Raw genomic sequence first — 16,111 nt, forward strand, 5'->3', positions numbered from 1 at the left:
CTGCGGCCGATTGCGCGGCCGTCCGCTCACACCGCGCGGACCGAGGTGGGTTCGTAGACCATGACCGAAGCCGTCGGCGCTCCACGGCAGGTCAATCGGCACGGGGGAGTGCGATGGGCCTGCAGTTCGACGTCGACACGCTCCGGGTGCGGTGCACGACCGGCGAGCCGGACCCGCCAGCGATCACCCTCGCGCACACTCTCGGCGATCACGTAATCGCTGCGCCCGGCTGGACCGAAGCGTCGGAGCGTGGCGGCGAGCGCGGCCTGCTGAGGCGGAGACATATCGGTGTAGCCGCGTAGATGGTGGTGGTGGATCCGGTCGAAGAAGTGTTCCTCGATCGTGAGGACGGACGATTCGGCGTCGAGACTGCCGTAGTAGACACCGTCGGGTACGACGACGACGTTGGCTGCGAACCGGTCTCCGCCTACGTGCGAGCATTCCCAGACCTGATCGGGCCAGCGCTCGGCCAGAGCGCGCGCGACCGGCCGTCCACGCACGGCGCAGCACGGATCGTGGTGACCGTGAGAGCAGACCAAGAGGACGGAGAGACCGCCGAGGTCGCCGGGAGTCTCGAGGGCGGTGACGATCTGTGTCAGATCCTCCTCGCGATCCCACGTTCCCCATTGCTGACGCACCGTGCCCGAGGTCTCGCGGCGGAGCACCGCCCACTGGTCGTGTCCTCCGCGGCGACGACGGCCCGGGCGCTTGACCAGCAGTATGCGTGCGCGGGCCGCCTGCGCGGCGGAGAACACGGCCGTCTTGGCCGCGGCGTCGAGATCGAGCCCCTCGAACCCGTTCACCGGCCATCTGCCCCGATATTCGACGAGGATCCAGACGAATCCGCGCGGGGCCGTGCCGGCCATCGGATCACCCCGCTGTCGGGCACTGTCTGCGCAGAAGAAGCGTTCGGCTGAGGCCACAGTGCACCGTCACTGTTCCGCGGGGACGAGGATCCCTGCGCGCAACAGCCGTTCGACCAGGTCGGTCCCGAGGGTTTTCGTCGGGTGGGATCCGCCGTCGAGCAGGCGCGTGACAGACGGCAGTTCATCGTCCGCCACGGCGACACGACCGACGCGCGTGACCAGGTGTGAACCTTCCAGACGCGCATACAGCGCGCTGCGGAGTTTCACCGTGGTGTCGGGGCCGAGATCGTGGACGGCGGCGAATTGGGCGAGCGGCCCCAGCGGTGCCGGACGCGCCTGCTCCCGCCGGGCACGGTGGAACAGGGAGGTGACCTCCGCCTCGGCCAGTGCGGCGATGAGATGCTCACGGACAGCAGTGATCTCGTCATCCGGATCGTCGATGCCCATGGGTAGTGCACCGCGCATCTCAGGATCGTCGCCGAGCGCAGCGAGTGCTGCCCGGGTCAGATGCTCGGCGAGTGCATGACGCGTCCACGTGTGGACGCCGACGGTGAGGTGGATGGAGATCTCGCCTCGCGCCTCGGCGGCATGGATCCAACCGCGCGGCAGATAGAGGCAGTCGCCGGGTTCGAGCACCGTGTCGATGCACGCCGGCTCCGCCGCGGCTCGGGCGACAGCGGCGCGGTGATCGGTCCAGGGCTGATTGCGCAGCGGCGCCGGGTGGACGGGCTCGTGGATCACCCACCTCTTGGTTCCCTCGATCTGCACGACGAAGACGTCGTGGACGTCGTAGTGGTGGCGGAACCCCTGGTTCCGAGGTGGAGTGATGTACGCGTTGACCTGGACGGGATGTCCGAGTTCATCGCTCAGAGCGGTGCCGAACTGCGAGATCGGTTCCCACGTGCGGTGCAGTGCCTGCAGGACGAGGGTGGCACCGTCGGCGAGGTTGCGCCAAAGCATCGTGTCGTCGAGTTGGTCGGAGATGGTCGCTCCGACACCGCCGGGGGAGGTGAACGACGAGTCCGGCAGTGTCGTCCCGTCCTTGGCGACGCGAAGAAAGGGCGTGCGAAGTCCTCGGCGCGAGATGAGTTCATCGACTGCCTCGACGGAGAACAGGTCGGTGAATGTGCCGGCGCGACGCGTCAGCAGTGGTGCACGCCCCCAGATTTCGGACGCGAACTTCTCCCGACCGATGTCGATCAGGCGTGTTTCCAGGACTCCGGCGTCCGCTTCGACGCCGGAGTCCTGGATGCGATATGAGGAGTCCTCACCCTCAACTGCCTCCGTCGGCTCCGCCATCGGCACCTCCATCAGCCCCGCCGTCGGCTCCACCATCGGCCCCGCCGTCGCCACCGCTGTCGGCGCCCCCGTCGGCACCTCCGTCGGCGCCGCCATCGTGAACGCCCGGGACGCCGACTGCACCGCCGTCCGCCGGGCCTTCCTGGCCTTCGTCCTTGTTCGGATCCTGCTGTGGGTCGGTCATGATTCCTCCCGAGGAAAAAGGCTTGGGAACAGCGGCGTTACCGGCTCCTGGAGCCTGCAGCGGTATATCGTTCGGCCGTTGTCAGCTTATCCGGGCGCATCGGCGGCCACGTCGATTCCGGGATCATCGAACCGTTGTCCCAGTCGTTGTACCCCGCGCACTCGCAGGCGCGGCGCTGCGAAGAAGAAAAGTCGACGCGTTGCTCGCCGATAATCGGGTACAGGAGAGTATGGCTGACGAGAATCCCGACGCGTCCAAGTTCGACCCGCAGAACCCTGATCCCGCGAACACTCCTGGCCTCGAACCCGGAGGCGGGGTGGCGCCCGGAGATACTCCGCCCGCCGAGACTGCTGTGGGCGGTCCGCAACACGAACCGCCGCAGCGCCGCAGTGCCGGGGCCCTCATCGCCATCGCGATCGTGGTGATCGTGGTCCTGGTGGTGGCCGTCGGTCTGATCATCCGAGCAGTCGGGCTGTTCTGAGCGCGCGACGAAACGAAGGTGAAGAGGTAGCGGAAAAGCGAACTGCCTCGCGGTAGTAGAGAGGGGCGTGGACCGGTCGCATCACGCCACGAAGGCGATAGCACGCCGCCGTATCAGTCGACTCGATGCGACGGCGGGTTCGATCGGTCCTCGAGAACGCCATAGCGATCATGTCGGTCAGCGTCGTGACAAGACCGTCATGGTCGTCCGAGAGCGAAGTGATCGCCCCGGCGTCGGAGTCCCTGCTCATCTGCGCTGCCAGTTGACCGTCGAGATCGGTGACCAGCGACATCCACCGAGCGTCGAGCTTGTCGTCGTAGTTGACTGCCTGCAAACCGGCGACCATCACGCGGTCGCGCTCGACCCAGGCGCGATAGGACGTGCCGAAGAGCCGGTCGAAATTGTCGGCGTGGGACTCGTCGGCGCGGCGGTGGTAGCCGCCGATGCGGTCGGCCCAGTCGTCCCATGCTCTGCCGACCAGTTCGCCGAGGACCTCGTCCTTGGATTCGAAATAGAAGTAGAAGTTCGGTCGCTTGATTCCCGCAGCTTCGGTGATGTCTTTGACCGAGATGTCCACGGCCGGCATCTCGCGCAGGCACCGCTCGAATGAACCATCCCGGGTTTGATGCAGACCTTCATTCTTGGGAAGGTAAGCCGCATGCCGAAGAAGTACCCCGACGAGGTTCGCGGGAAGGCGAACACCGGGATGCTCACCCGGTGAGGAAGGAAGACACCGTGATGACACGCCTCGTGCTCGACACCGTGGCGACAACTGCCGCCGGAACCTCTCGGTCATCCACTCGATCGCATCGACCCGACCTGATCAGCGGACCAGAACAGCACGGATTGTCCTCGACGTTCCGCACGCAGTCCGAGTGAGGCCGAGGCGACCGGCGGCCACTTCGATGGTTCAGGTGCCCTGGCGGGGCATTGTGCACGAACGTCCGGGTGCGCCGGGGTCCGGCTCGTAGCCATGGCGTTCATTGGTGTCGGGTCAGTCTCAGGCACGCGATGCGACGGCCGTCGAGTTCGCTCACTGTCAGACGATGTCCGTCGATGGAGAGGCTTTCACCGACGCGCGGGAGGTGCTGCAGGCGGTGCAGGACGAAGCCGGCAACGGTGTCGTAGGGTCCCTCGGGCAAGGAAATGCCGGTAGCCCGGTTGAAGTCCTCGACATGGAGCCAGCCGTCGATCTGGTCGTGCAAGGATTGCCGTTGGCGGGGCGACTCGGACACAGGCGGGTCGCCGGCAGGGTCGAATTCGTCGCCGATCTCGCCGACGATCTCTTCGACGATGTCCTCGATCGTCACGATGCCGGCGGTGCCGCCGTATTCGTCGATCACCACGGCGATCTGGGCGTTGTCGCGTCGCATGACCGTCAGCGCAGCCAGGGCCGGTTTGGAACCGGGCAGGGCCAGGATCGGACGGCACAGGTCACTGACCCGGTCGGGTCCGGTCTCGGGGTCGGCGAGGAGCAGATCGCGCAGGTGCACGAATCCGACCACATGATCGACGGTGCCGGCCGCAACGGGGAAACGACTGTGCGCCGTGTTCAGGGCGATGGTGCGAGCTGCCGGGATCGAGGTGTCGGCGTCGAGGAAGTCCACGTCGGTGCGGGGCCGCATCACCTCGGTCAGGCACCGTGCTCCGGCGTCGAAGACTTCGGTGAGCACACTGCGTTCGTCGGTGGGAAGAGCATCGTGGCCCACCAGCATGTCGCGGAGTTCATCGTGGGTGATCTCTTCGTTCTTACGGGACGGATCGGCGCCGAGCAGGCGCACCAAGGTGTCGGTGGAGACCGACAACAGCCAGATCATCGGGCGCATGAGGGTGGCGAAGCGATCCAGCGCGGGGGCGGTGGCCACAGCCGTGCCGGTGGCGCGTTGCAGGGCGATGCGTTTGGGGACCAGCTCGCCCAGCACCAGGGACAGATAGGCGATGACCAAGGTGGTGCCGATCAGGGCCGCGGCGTTGGCGACACTGTGTTCGAGGCCCCAGCGTTGCAACGTCGGAGCAAGGTCGGGATAGGCAGTGCTGATGCCACGACCATGGCCACCGCCCCGCACACCGCCCCCGCCGCCAGCCATCGCCAGCGCACGTTCCGTCCGGTGAACTCTCCCGTTCGCGGCAGCAGGCCGGTCATGGCATCAGCGCTTCGTCGACCCGTTCGCACGCAGCGAGCATCGAGTAGGGCTCGGCGCGGTCAGTGGTCGTCGTAGTGATCGTCGTGCGCGGCGTGCCGATGCCCGTCGTGGATGTAGTCGACGTGATCGCCGTGTGGGACAGCGATATGCCCGCATCCGTCAGTGTGCGTGTGGTCGTGGCCCAGATGTTCGCGGTGGCCGATGACCGGACTCCCTTTGTTCTCGCGTCCCATCCCGTACTCATTCTCGCATCCCGGACCCCAGCCGGACCCGGTCCGCCATCGGGACAGTGACACGCTCCCACGCTCCGGCGGGGCGTTTCGCCGCGTTCGGTAGCGGCAAGGTCGATGCCATCCCGATCGGACAGACCGGCGATACGCACTGCTCGGGGTCATCGTCCGAGGTTGCTCGGTGGATGTGATCCGGGAGAAAACGTGGGATCGTCGATACATCCAGATTCACGACCGCCACGCCGGCGGATCGGTGCAGGAGCGACGATGGATGCTGTACGCGTTCTCGTGACCCGGTGGTGGCGCGCGTCGCCGTGCAATCCCAACCCCCTGATGCGCGGCTACGACCGCGCCGCGAACCTCACGGTGGTCCTGGCGATCGTGTTTGTGGCGTGGATGGTGCCGATCGCCGCCGCGGTCGGCACCATCGACTACGCCCATACCCGAGCCGAGGCCGATCGTGCCCGCACTGAGCTGCACCAGGTGAGTGCGGTTCTGCTCGACGGTCCGCGGTCGGCTGATGCCACCGCCGATGCCATGCTCGCACCACCCGCCCCCATGCGGCGGTCGACGACACCACCGGAGATCCGATCGGACTCGACGACCTCGACACCCGCATCCGGTGGCTACTGGACCTGATCACCGGCGCCGAAACCGAACTACTCACCAGGCTGTGGCACCCCACCACATTCGACACCCTCTCCACCGGCCGCGACCGCGACGGCCTGGCATGTAGGTGGCAGGAAGTATCAGGGTTACGTAGACGCTGATGACCATGCCGTGGGTAGCGCTTTTCACCGTCCGATCGACAGATCCGACCGTCGATGCCCAGTAGATTGCGGGTGTCGCTGCGACGCTCGGATACCCTCACCGACCGTCCCGACTTCGCTCTGGTCGGGGTGTTGCGGGTCCCGGAGGAACAGACCAGCCCGGGCCGGGCGATCGTGCGCCGCATCGGTTACGCCCTGGCCGCGCTGACCGCGGCGGTGATCGTGGTGTATCTGGATCGGGACGGCTACCGCGACGTACAGGACAACCCCGTTGCCGCTGTTGGATTGCGTCTACTACGCCACCGTGTCGCTGTCGACCACCGGGTACGGCGACATCACTCCGCTCACCCCGCAGGCCCGGCTGGTCAACATCCTGGTCATCACGCCGCTGCGAGCTTTTTCCTCATCGCGGCAGGGTCTGGTGACCGTCCAGAGCTCGGCCACCAAGTCGGATGTGTTGCACTTGGCCGGGGCCATGTGCTGCGCCAGTCTGGTGCCGATACGGTCGTGGTCTCCGCTGAGACGGGCGGGCCGGTTGCTGGGCCTGGCCCCTGCCACTCCACGGTGATGGAGATGATCGAGGACCTGTTGACTCCCGAGGATGGGTTCGCCGTCTCCGAACGCGGTGTGGAGCCGCACGAGCTCGGCCTTTCGCCGCGGGAGCTGCCCGTCATCGTGCTCGGGGTCGTCCGTGACGGACGGCTGATCCGGGTGGGTTCTCCCGAGCTCGCCGTCATCGTCGCTGACGACAGATTGCCCTATCTGCGCTTGGTGGCGAATTGACCCCGCCCGGACCAGATCCTGCGGCAACCGCAATGGGAACTTCGATGACGATGCACTGTGCGGTGATGAGACGGGAATCTGGGACCCCGCCGTCCGGCGATCAGGGGCTGAACCGGGTCGACCATAGAGTCGACTGCGCGGCGCGCATCGCCGCGCGGCCGAACCACGAGCTGATCGTTACCTATCGTGCCGGTGACGCGATAGCTTCACTTGCAGGTTGGATCGGGACTACCCGGTCCATGCGCTGAAGGGTTTCGTCCCGGTGCGAGGCAATTACAACGGTGCCCGGGTAGTCGGCAAGAACACCGGAGATCGCGTGTTCGGTCTCGGGATCGAGGCTGGCAGTGACTTCGTCGACGAGAAGGATCCGCGGCCGACGAACAAGCGCTCGGGCAAGGACAAGGCGCGCCTGCTGCCCACCGGAGAGAGTGATCCCTCCCTGCCCGATCTCGCTGTCGAGACCGGCCCACCCGTCCGCTCCGACGCGTTCGAGTATCCGGAGAAGTTCGTCATCCGAAACCGGGCCTGCCCCGCGGAGCAGGTTGTCTCGCACGGTGCCGTGGAACAGTGTGGTCTCCTGATCCACCAGCGCGACGCTCTGCCGGAGCGCAAAATCGTCAACGTCCTGGAGCGGCACGCGCTCGCCGTGATCGTCGAACAGCTCGATTGTTCCTGACAGGGGTTCCCAGAGCCGTGCGGCCAGCGCGATGATCGTGCTTTTGCCCGCTCCCGAAGCCCCGGCGAGACCGACGTGTTCTCCCGGTTGCACTTCGGCAGACCAGCCACATACCGCCATGGCACGGTCATCGTAGGTAAACGACAGGTTCTGGATTCGCAGTCCGAGCGGCCCGTCGGGTATCGCTCGCGGGCAGGGCGGCTCGGAAACAACCGGCTCGCGCCGGAGGACGTCGTGGACGCGTCCGGCGCTGGCCGTGAGGGGATGGAGCTGCGTGAGCGTGGTCGCAGCGTCAGAGACCGCCGAGACACCGGCGAGGGTGAGAGCGACCATCGAGGGGAGCAGCGCAAGCTGCAAGTTTCCGGTCGCGGCGCCGCCCAGCGCTCCGGTGGCATAAGCACCGACAAGGACGACACCGATGATGGTTGTGGTGACGAGCGCTTCGCGGAGTCCGGTAACGAATTGTGTCAGCTTTCCCTGGTGCCGGGTGACGTCGGTAGCCCGCTCCGTCGTGTTAAGGGTGTCAGCGACAACCTTGCTTTCCAGTTCGTAGGAGAGGACTTCTCGGAGCGATCCGAGTGCATCGACGATCTGCGTCGAAAGGTCCGCGCGCAGTCGCTGCTCCGCATCACCCAGCTGCTGGATCCGGTGTCGCGCGACCAGTGCGGTGACCGCGATGAGTACAGCTCCGGCCAGCATGATCCACGCGGCGGACGGCAGGAAGATGAACGCCGTGGCGAATGAAGAGATGAACACCGTGAGTGATGTGGCGATTTGGGCGAGTGTGTGTGCGTAGAAGAACTCGAGCTTTTCGATGTCGTCCATCGCGACCGCGGCCGCGCGGCCCGAGTGTTCACGACGGCGTCCGGGCACGCTGCGTGCGTACGAGTCGAACAGCGCCATGCGCAGCCGAGCCAGCACCCGGTAGGCAACGGCATGCGAGACGTTCATCTCCTGCCAGGTCAGAACAGCGCGGACCAGCACCAGAGCGGTTACAGCAACCCACCACGTCGCGCCGGGGACGGTGCGTTCGACGACCGTATGTCCGATACCCCAGGTGGTGAGAACGCCCAGCGCAGCAAGGACGAGGGCGCTGGCTGTGCCGGTGAGATAGCTGGCGAGCATGCCGCGGTATTCGGGGCGCAGTGCGGGAAGTAGCGCGCGGAACGCATGGAGGGAGCTGCGGATGCTCAAACGAGTTTCCTTTCCAGCCGGCCGTGCTCGAGCCGGAACTGCTCGTTGACACCGGACAGGCTTTCGGGCCGGTGCGTGATCATCACGACGATCCGATCTGCCGCAGCATGTCGGAGCGTTTCCATTACCTCAGCGGCGCGTGCGGGATCGAGCGCACTGGTGGGCTCGTCGACGAGGAGCACCGGACGCCGTGTCAGCAGGGCGCGTGCGAGCGCGAGACGCTGCCGCTGACCGCCGGACAGGCTCAGGCCGGCTTCGGCGACGCGGCTGTCGAAACCGTACGGTAAGGCCAGAATCTCGTCGAGGATGCCCGCTGCCCGGCACGCGTCCACAAGGTCGGCGTCCGTCGTTTCGCCTGTGACGGTGAGATTGTCGCGGATCGTTCCGGTGAACAGGACGGGGCGTTGCGACACGACGGCGATGTCTCCGGCGCGCAGGGACTTGCCGTCGAGTTCGACTGTGCCCGACTCGGGTGTCAGGAAGCCGAGGAGCACGTCGAACAACGTCGATTTGCCGGCCCCGGACGGACCGATGATCGCCGTGAGTGCGCCCCGATGTGCCGTCATATCCAAACTCTCCAACACCGTGGTGTCGGAGCCTGGGTAGCGGTATCGCAGTCCTCGAGCTTGCAGGCACTGTATGTTCCTGCCGGACCTTCCGTGTTCGACGACACACGTACCCGAACCGTTGTCGGGCGAATCGAACGCGCCCAAGCGGTGCAGGCCGGGCACCGCGGTCAGCCCCAGGAACCCGGCGTGCCAGTAGCGGGACAGGTCACGGATCGGGCGGAACGCTTCCGAGGACAGCAGAAGAATCACGTAGACCTCGAACGCCGGGGGTTGCCCGGTCGCGGCGTGGACGATCGCCGTCATGACCGCGGCGACGGTACCTGCCTGGATCGCGAAATCCGTTACGCCGGTCTCTGCCAGGGACACTCGCATCACCCGTTCGGTTGCCGTGCGCAGCGCCTCCGATCGCTCGTGCATCCGCTGCCGGGTGCTGGGCACGTCGCCGAGTGCACGCAATGTCGCCATGCCTCGAAGCGACTCGAGCAGGTCCGCGCTCAGTGCTTCATAGGAGTCCCAATGCTCGAGGCCCCGGCGCGACATCATCGTCTTCCACGCAAGCGGTCCTGCCAGAGCCATGACCACGGCGACCGCGACCCATAAACCCGCCCAGGGGTTCAGTACCGCGAGAGCAACGACGATGCACGGGCATGCTATGAGGATCAGAGCAACGGCAGGGATGTACTTCGAGACGTACGTGTCCGTCCCATCGATGCCGTCGCTGAGCGCGACGCGAATGGAGCCGTCGCGGGTTCCCGCATCGTGCAACCGTTCTGCGGTCAACGCCGACCGGATTGCTCGATGCCGCAATTCTCGACGAACCAGGCCTCCGAGACGCGCCGAGACCGAATCTTGCGCCACCATCAGCAGCACTCGCGCAACTGCGAGCCCTGTGACAGATGCCAGCGCGATGATCACCGTAGGGCCGGTGCCCTGGAGCGTCGCGGTCAGTGCCCACGCGATCGCGACCGCTTGGCCGACATAACTGGCGAACACCAGCAGAGCAAGCAGCACGCTCCCGGCGAGCAATCCGGGGAAGTGCCTCGCTTCACGCCACAGCTCGCGGACGATCATCATTCGGCCTTCTCCTCCTTATTCTCGACGCCGTCGAGCATTGCCACTGCGTGCATCGTCCAGCTCTCTGCCGCAGCAGGGATTCCGGAGACAGGCCGGCATCTCACTTTCTGGGACAGCGCGGCGTCGTAGCACAGCCGGGCGGCGGCGCGATGGGCATGCCAGAGAGCGTCGTAGATGGTCTCGGCTGAGGCACTCGGGATGATCTTCCATGTCTCGATGCGGTCGGCATGGGCAATCCAGGCCTGGCCTGCGAGTTCGGCGAGGTGTGCGGCGTTGGTGTCGCGGACCGGATTTCGTACGAAGTCGGCAAGTTTCGGTGAGCGTCGCCGCGCAAGCGCATGTCTCCGCTGTGAGGCGATGTCCCAGTTGCTGGGCAGTTCGATGGAGACGAGCGGAATCTCGGGTACGAGGCCCCGAGAGAGCCAGGCGGACGTCTCGGTAGCAGGTGGCACGCCGAGTTGTGCACGGATCTCCGGCCCTGGACCGAAGACGGTGGGGAAGTCCGTGTCGAGAAGAAAGCGCACCGCCTCCAGCGCGTATGCGGCATCGGCGATCCACAGCGGCCACGCGCGGTGCCGGTATCGGCCGAAGCTACGGCCTGGCTGCACACTGAACACCAACCGCGAGCCTGGGGAAGGGCTGCGCGGTAGTTCCCAGCCCGCCGCGGTTTCCCTGGCGTTGTCTCTGCGAAGAAGCTGTCCTTTGTCGTGGTCGTACGCATAGTGGCCTGGATCGAGGCCGTCGGTTCCATCCCCGCCGACAATCACGTGAGTATGCACCGCGTATGTCGCGCCGGCTGACGGGATGGGCCGGCGCGCGATACTTGTGACGCTGCCGTCGTCGCGGAGGTGCCAGTCGCCCGGGTACCACAAGGCGCAGAGCAGCTCTTCGATTCGTCCTTCTGTGGGAACACATGGAGTACCGAATCGGCGCCACGGGTTCATCCGCGGTCCTGGGGGGAGGGGGGCTCCGGGGGTGTGTGCCGTCAATGACATCGCCAGCGTCGGCGGGAGGCCGATGCTGCTACCGGGTTCGTTCGGTGCGGATGGGTGCGCTGGTCGATTCGAGGTGGTCATCGCGGGCCTACATGTGCGGAGGGGGTAGGAGTGAGAAGTCGTTGACGTTGTCTTCCCAGGTCGAGCGCCAGCCGCGATTCTGCGCGGCTGCTCGGAATCTGGGAATGCCGAAGTAGGCGAATGCGGCCGGGGCGTTCGGGACGAGACCGGTGATGAAGGTACGAACGACGCGTAGAGGTGTACGCCGGATGTCAGCGGTGGTCACGTCTCGCGTGAAGATCTGATGCCCGTGCGAGGCGAGCCGTTCGTAGATATCCGCCATCGTGGCCGTCGGCATTTCGTCGATGGCCCGAATCCCGAGTGCGGGGGCTGTGAAGCGTCGAGCGTGGCGGCGGACCCTCGGATCGAGCCAGACCTGCACGTGAGCGCCGAGGTCGACGACATGCTCGAACTGCTCCCCGGCATCGTCGAGGTAGCGCGCGTCGCTCCGGAAGTCCAGGTAGAGCCCGCGAGCCATCAGCCCCTGTTCGACTGCACGGAACACCCAGCCGTCGGCTGTAGTGCAACCCTGGGTGTAGACCCAGGTGTGCACGGCTTCGAGGACGGCCTTACGCGCGGCCCGGGCCGGATCGAGTGCAGCAGAGAACCCGGCGGCGTAGATCCCTCGTGTTCGGTCGTGGAGGAGAGCAGCGACAGCGGGAGCGAACTCGGAAGGCATGGCCACCAGGGACACCTCGAAGTTGCCCCCGGCGAGATCGTCACGCAGCCCGGGAACACTGTCCGGGTCGATGCCGTACGTCGGCCCGTCGAGGTGCCACCAGACTTCCAGCGCGTCCCGTTCGATCACTTCGAGAACACCGCGGTCCCGGGCATCGTCGGCACCTTGACCGGTTGCAATCCCTGCATAGTTCAGGTGATGCGTTCGCGGCAGGTGCCGAAATCTCGACTGTCGCCAGTTCAGGTAGATCAATGACGCCGGGATCCAAGCGTGTTCATCGTCCGTGCGTTGACACCGGGTCCAGAGCGTGGGAGTGGTTTCCGTCAACGGTGCGTAGGGAAATCCCGGTCGGCGGTACTGCCACGACGCAAATGCGGGGAGGTCGCCGAGTGGAAGCGGTGCGTTGTCGTCGGACAGCAGATCTGCGTATGTAGCGATCCTGAACTGCTCGCTGGGGAGCTCGGCGGGAAGCCAGTTGCCGCAGTATCGTTCGACACCTTCAGCGATCGCGGCGATCCGCGCAGCGTCCGGGTCGTCGAACGAGGTACCGAGCGAGACGCGGTCTGCGGGCCATTCCCCGAGTTGGCGAGCATCCGACACCGACGCGGTCAGCCCCATGTAGGCGGTCGGGGCTCCGAGGGGGTGCGGAACGGCGCGCACCGAACGGATGACACCGCATTCGGCGTCCACCAGCGACTCGACCGGCAGTGTAGGGAACTCGTGGACGGTGAGGTCGCTGCTGAGTGAATTCTTGCCGTTGCCTCGGGGGTTCATGGTGCGGTCCTTTCTGCTCACGCTGCCGTTCGGCTCTGCTGCCAGCTGCCGCTGTTCGGATCGAAAGCAGAAACGTAACGAGCGGGCTCGAGTCGGCCGATCCGCGCAGCGAAGGGTGTGTAGGCGCGGAGCCAGCCGTCGATGATGCCCCCGATGCCTCCGCTGTTGTCGAATTGTTCGCGCGCGTGGGGATCGGTGAGGTCTGCGGCGAGACGATGCCCCCACGGGCCGGTCACGAGATGGCTGTCGCTCGGCCAGGAAGCGGCCAGGCGGCGGGCATCGGCGTCGAAGAAGTCGTGTGCTCCGGTAACGACGAGCAATGGTGCGGTCAGCTCTACGTAGCGGGAGCGCACATTCGTGTGCCGCGCCTTCCAGAGACGTTCCCAGCGTTCGAACACAGCTGTCGGCCAGGACCATTCGCGGGCAGCTGAGATCACACCGACTTGTTCGGCTTGGCGAACTCGGTTGGCGAGCGCGGCAGGAGACAACGGCTCCCGTGATTGCCGGCCGATGCCGTGTTCGTGCCACCACGCGATGCGATGCTCGATCTGAGGGGCACCGTCAGGATTCCACGCCGTCTCCGCGAGCCCCAGCGCCGGCACCAGCACGATGATCCCGTCGGGGGCTGACTGCTCGTGCCGCATCGCGCCGTACGCGCCTTCGAGTGCTGCATGTGCAGCGTACGAGGCCCCGAATGCGATGAGCGGTAGACCCGGGAAGTGCGTGCGGAGCTGCGCGATGACCTCGGCGCCGTCGATGCTCTCATGCTGATACGGATCCCATTCGCCGAACGAAAGATGCCGTCCGCGTACGTCCTGGATCAGGCAGTGGTATCCGCGGCCTGCCCAGGATCGACCGGTCTCGATGTGACGCCGGGCGTCGTACGGGGTGCGGAGCAGGACGATCCCGGCGGCGTCGTCGACCTCCCACAACAGGCCACCGAGTCGGATGCCGTCCGGCATCGTCATGGTGTGTACCCGGGGGAGTGGGGTCGGGGTCATGCAGTGGCCTGCGGTCGGTTGGCGGCGTACGGCAGTTCGTATCCGAGGATCGGATGTTCGCTCGTCCTGGCTGTGGCGGGGACGAGTTTCCAGAGCGTGTGGCGGTGGTGCGTCAGCGTCGTCGCCTGCTGCGCCCATGCAAACGCGACCGTGAGGACTTTGCTCACCGTCATGGCGCGGGCATAGGTGTCGGGCACCGTGGTGGCACCGGGTGCGTTGTGGATCCACTCGGTCATCGCAGTAGGTGTGAGACTGGCGGCGATACGTCGCCGTACCACATGGTCGGCCGTTGCGTCGCCCGCAGCGAGTGTCAGTGGGTCCACGAAACACACCTCGCCTTCCCGGTACGCGCGGAGCCAGGCGACGGACGGGCGACGTCGTGCTTCCAGCAGCCCCCAATGCTTGCGTTCGTTCGGCGAGTCCGCGTAAGAGATCACCAGTTTCGGATTGTCGACGCAGGTTTCGTCGCGGAGAACCGGATCCCTCAGGAGTTCTTGTGTGGTGGCGAAACGTCTCGGTGTGGCTCCCCACGTGCGGAGCGCGTCGGCGGTGTCGTCGGCGATCGGTCCCGTTCCGGTAAGGATGACTGCACGTCGCGCTTCGGGCCAGCGTGCCTGCATGTCGGCGGTGCTGCGTTCGGCGACTTCCTCGTTCAGGCGCTGCACGTAGGTGCAGGCAGTCTTGGTCGCTGACGCCGGATCGTGTAGCGCGGAAAGAAGATCGGTCGGCGGGTTCTGGACCTGCAGGAGCGTGCCCGCGGTGGTGCGGAGCGTGACTGTGTGGTCGCCGGAGGCGATCAGATGGCCTGCAGCGCCAGCGAGCGCAACAACGGAACAGTGGGAGGACATCGGCAGCCTTTCGAACGAGCCCGGTCGAGCAGCCCCGTTGGCTGCTCGACCGGGCGTGTGCAGTGTGTGCTGCGAAGGTCAGTCGAACGGGTTCTCGACGAGTGCGTTCGAGTGCGTGGCCGACAGGTGGGCCAGCTGCTCGGTCTCTTCGATCTCGGCGAGGATCTGCTTGTCCATGGGACTTCTCCTTCGTGTGTTTTGTCGGCCGCACCGGATGGGGTGGCCGTGTCCGCGAGGCGAACGACCGGAGCTTAATTGAAAACGATTGTCAGAAGCAATAGTATGCGGGCGCATGAGACCTTCGCAGCTCGTGCTCGTCGATTACCGCGCCGATCGCGTGTACGGCATCAGCGATACGACAGCGACGCTCCACGGTCACGGACACGCAGCGGAGCACGCAGGGGTGCTCTCCCTGAGAGGAACATTGGGAGGGCATGCCTTCGCGGATGATCTGCGCGGCGAGCTCATTGTGGTGCGACAGGGCGTCGCAGCGACAGTTCCGGTCGCCACGCCTGTGGAACACATCGCAAGTGACCCGAGCGGACGATACGTAGTGGCAACTACAGGCCTCGGTGCCAACTCGGAGCCGTGGAGTGACGTCGTGACAGTCGTCGACCTGGATACGAATACATCCAGGCGGTTCCGCTCACGCATCGGCGAACCCGGCGCGGGCCTCGTCCGCGATCGAGCGACCGGTGAACCGTTCATCGTCCTCCGGCATCGCTCGCCGGGGGCGATCGAGGCGCTTCCGCTCGCGGCAGCGCTCAGGGTCGGTCCCCACGTTCCCGTCCTGCGCGGAGCGATGACCGAGGTCGCGGACGACGGGCATGGCGATGTCGCAGATGCGCGGACCGGAATCTTCGCCACCGCGACGAGCCGAGGTCTCGAGCGCTTCGCGGTGGAAGCGGGCGTTCCTGTACCACTGGGGACCGTACCGTGGCCGGTACCCGGTCGCGCGTTCTACCTGCGCCTGGACTCCGAGGCAGGAAAAGCCCTCGGTGTTGTGCGCGGGGGCCCGACGAACCCGACTGCATGGACGGAGTGGACGAACCACCTCGTCGAAATCGATCTCACCACCGGCCGAACCGTTCACGCCTCTCTACCCCCGGGACTTGCGTTCCGCTTCGCTCTGACACGCAACCGCGCTGCAGTCGCAACCATCCACCCGGACGGCGACCAACTCACGATCTTCGAACGGCAGAGACCGCAGCTGCGCATTCACCGGCAGCTGTCACTCCCCGACATGAGCGCCCCACCGACACCGGGACGTCTGCCCTGGGATCCGGTCGGGGAGGCACCGGCGCAACGAAGGGCCGTCGCCCTCGCCCCCTCCGGTGACACTGTTGCCGTCACACGCGGCGGGGACGGCGAACTCCACCTGATCGCCGACCGATCGTTCGAGACCGTCATTGTTCCCACCCCGGTGGACGAGGGGGGCCTGCTGTTCTGGCCGGGAGGCACTCATGACGGGGTGGGCCGCTGAG

Annotated in this window: 15 protein-coding genes and 2 pseudogenes; 4 read left to right on the top strand and 13 right to left on the bottom strand. The window is 66.1% G+C overall.

The window, feature by feature from the left end; all coding sequences use genetic code 11:
* Positions 1 to 26: 26 nt before the first annotated feature.
* From RBB84_RS07875 to RBB84_RS07885, 3 genes are all read right to left on the bottom strand, one after another.
* Entirely contained in the window at positions 27 to 866 is an 840-nt protein-coding gene (locus tag RBB84_RS07875) for a sucrase ferredoxin (protein WP_064255642.1), read from the bottom strand.
* Between the two features lie 66 nt (positions 867 to 932).
* Complete coding sequence (locus RBB84_RS07880) at positions 933 to 2,165, bottom strand: cupin domain-containing protein (protein WP_197481787.1); 1,233 nt, start codon at positions 2,163 to 2,165, stop codon at positions 933 to 935.
* The gene (locus RBB84_RS07885) at positions 2,140 to 2,349 is read right to left on the bottom strand and encodes a BatC protein (protein WP_080968419.1); all 210 of its coding nucleotides are present in this window, start codon (positions 2,347 to 2,349) and stop codon (positions 2,140 to 2,142) included. The genes RBB84_RS07880 and RBB84_RS07885 overlap by 26 nt, the downstream gene beginning before the upstream one ends.
* A 229-nt stretch (positions 2,350 to 2,578) precedes the next feature.
* On the opposite strand from RBB84_RS07885, the gene RBB84_RS07890 reads away from it, so the two are divergent.
* Positions 2,579 to 2,830 (top strand): DUF6480 family protein, encoded by a 252-nt coding sequence (locus RBB84_RS07890; RefSeq protein ID WP_059384447.1) that lies wholly within the window; start codon positions 2,579 to 2,581, stop codon positions 2,828 to 2,830.
* Here RBB84_RS07890 and RBB84_RS07895 read toward each other — a convergent pair.
* From RBB84_RS07895 to RBB84_RS07905, 3 genes are all read right to left on the bottom strand, one after another.
* Positions 2,805 to 3,407 (bottom strand): TetR/AcrR family transcriptional regulator, encoded by a 603-nt coding sequence (locus RBB84_RS07895; protein ID WP_197481788.1) that lies wholly within the window; start codon positions 3,405 to 3,407, stop codon positions 2,805 to 2,807. The two genes, RBB84_RS07890 and RBB84_RS07895, sit on opposite strands and share 26 nt — an antisense overlap.
* A 403-nt stretch (positions 3,408 to 3,810) precedes the next feature.
* Entirely contained in the window at positions 3,811 to 4,917 is a 1,107-nt protein-coding gene (locus RBB84_RS07900) for a hemolysin family protein (protein WP_082920963.1), read from the bottom strand.
* Between the two features lie 116 nt (positions 4,918 to 5,033).
* Positions 5,034 to 5,207: a zinc transporter permease gene (locus RBB84_RS07905; RefSeq protein ID WP_082920969.1), complete on the bottom strand. Its 174-nt coding sequence runs from the start codon at positions 5,205 to 5,207 to the stop codon at positions 5,034 to 5,036.
* Between the two features lie 536 nt (positions 5,208 to 5,743).
* On the opposite strand from RBB84_RS07905, the pseudogene RBB84_RS07910 reads away from it, so the two are divergent.
* Both RBB84_RS07910 and RBB84_RS07915 read left to right on the top strand, forming a co-directional pair.
* Positions 5,744 to 5,923: pseudogene (locus RBB84_RS07910) on the top strand (hypothetical protein); the annotation flags it as partial.
* 105 nt (positions 5,924 to 6,028) lie between these two features.
* Positions 6,029 to 6,757: pseudogene (locus tag RBB84_RS07915) on the top strand (potassium channel family protein).
* Positions 6,758 to 6,938: 181 nt separating this feature from the next.
* On the opposite strand, the gene RBB84_RS07920 reads toward RBB84_RS07915, so the two are convergent.
* From RBB84_RS07920 to amiA, 7 genes are all read right to left on the bottom strand, one after another.
* Complete coding sequence (locus RBB84_RS07920) at positions 6,939 to 8,627, bottom strand: ABC transporter ATP-binding protein (protein ID WP_064255646.1); 1,689 nt, start codon at positions 8,625 to 8,627, stop codon at positions 6,939 to 6,941.
* Positions 8,624 to 10,270, bottom strand: coding sequence for an ATP-binding cassette domain-containing protein (locus tag RBB84_RS07925; RefSeq protein WP_064255647.1), 1,647 nt, complete (start codon positions 10,268 to 10,270; stop codon positions 8,624 to 8,626). The genes RBB84_RS07920 and RBB84_RS07925 overlap by 4 nt, the downstream gene beginning before the upstream one ends.
* Entirely contained in the window at positions 10,267 to 11,214 is a 948-nt protein-coding gene (locus tag RBB84_RS07930) for a hypothetical protein (protein ID WP_152640992.1), read from the bottom strand. Before RBB84_RS07930 ends, RBB84_RS07925 begins: the two co-directional genes overlap by 4 nt.
* 139 nt (positions 11,215 to 11,353) lie before the next feature.
* Positions 11,354 to 12,778, bottom strand: a complete 1,425-nt coding sequence (locus RBB84_RS07935; RefSeq protein ID WP_064255702.1) for a YcaO-like family protein — start codon at positions 12,776 to 12,778, stop codon at positions 11,354 to 11,356.
* Between the two features lie 17 nt (positions 12,779 to 12,795).
* Positions 12,796 to 13,779, bottom strand: coding sequence for a CocE/NonD family hydrolase (locus RBB84_RS07940; RefSeq protein WP_156666050.1), 984 nt, complete (start codon positions 13,777 to 13,779; stop codon positions 12,796 to 12,798).
* Positions 13,776 to 14,627: a hypothetical protein gene (locus tag RBB84_RS07945; protein WP_064255649.1), complete on the bottom strand. Its 852-nt coding sequence runs from the start codon at positions 14,625 to 14,627 to the stop codon at positions 13,776 to 13,778. The genes RBB84_RS07940 and RBB84_RS07945 overlap by 4 nt, the downstream gene beginning before the upstream one ends.
* A gap of 78 nt (positions 14,628 to 14,705) precedes the next feature.
* The gene (amiA, locus tag RBB84_RS07950; protein WP_016691944.1) at positions 14,706 to 14,804 is read right to left on the bottom strand and encodes a streptamidine family RiPP; all 99 of its coding nucleotides are present in this window, start codon (positions 14,802 to 14,804) and stop codon (positions 14,706 to 14,708) included.
* 424 nt (positions 14,805 to 15,228) lie between these two features.
* Between amiA and RBB84_RS07955 the strand changes: the two genes are divergently transcribed.
* A complete protein-coding gene (locus RBB84_RS07955; protein WP_197481789.1) occupies positions 15,229 to 16,110 on the top strand; it encodes a hypothetical protein in 882 nt (293 codons plus the stop codon).
* Position 16,111: the final 1 nt, after the last annotated feature.

The sequence above is a fragment of the Rhodococcus sp. D-6 genome, from assembly GCF_040256695.1.
In the GTDB taxonomy this organism is placed as follows: domain Bacteria; phylum Actinomycetota; class Actinomycetes; order Mycobacteriales; family Mycobacteriaceae; genus Rhodococcus; species Rhodococcus pyridinivorans.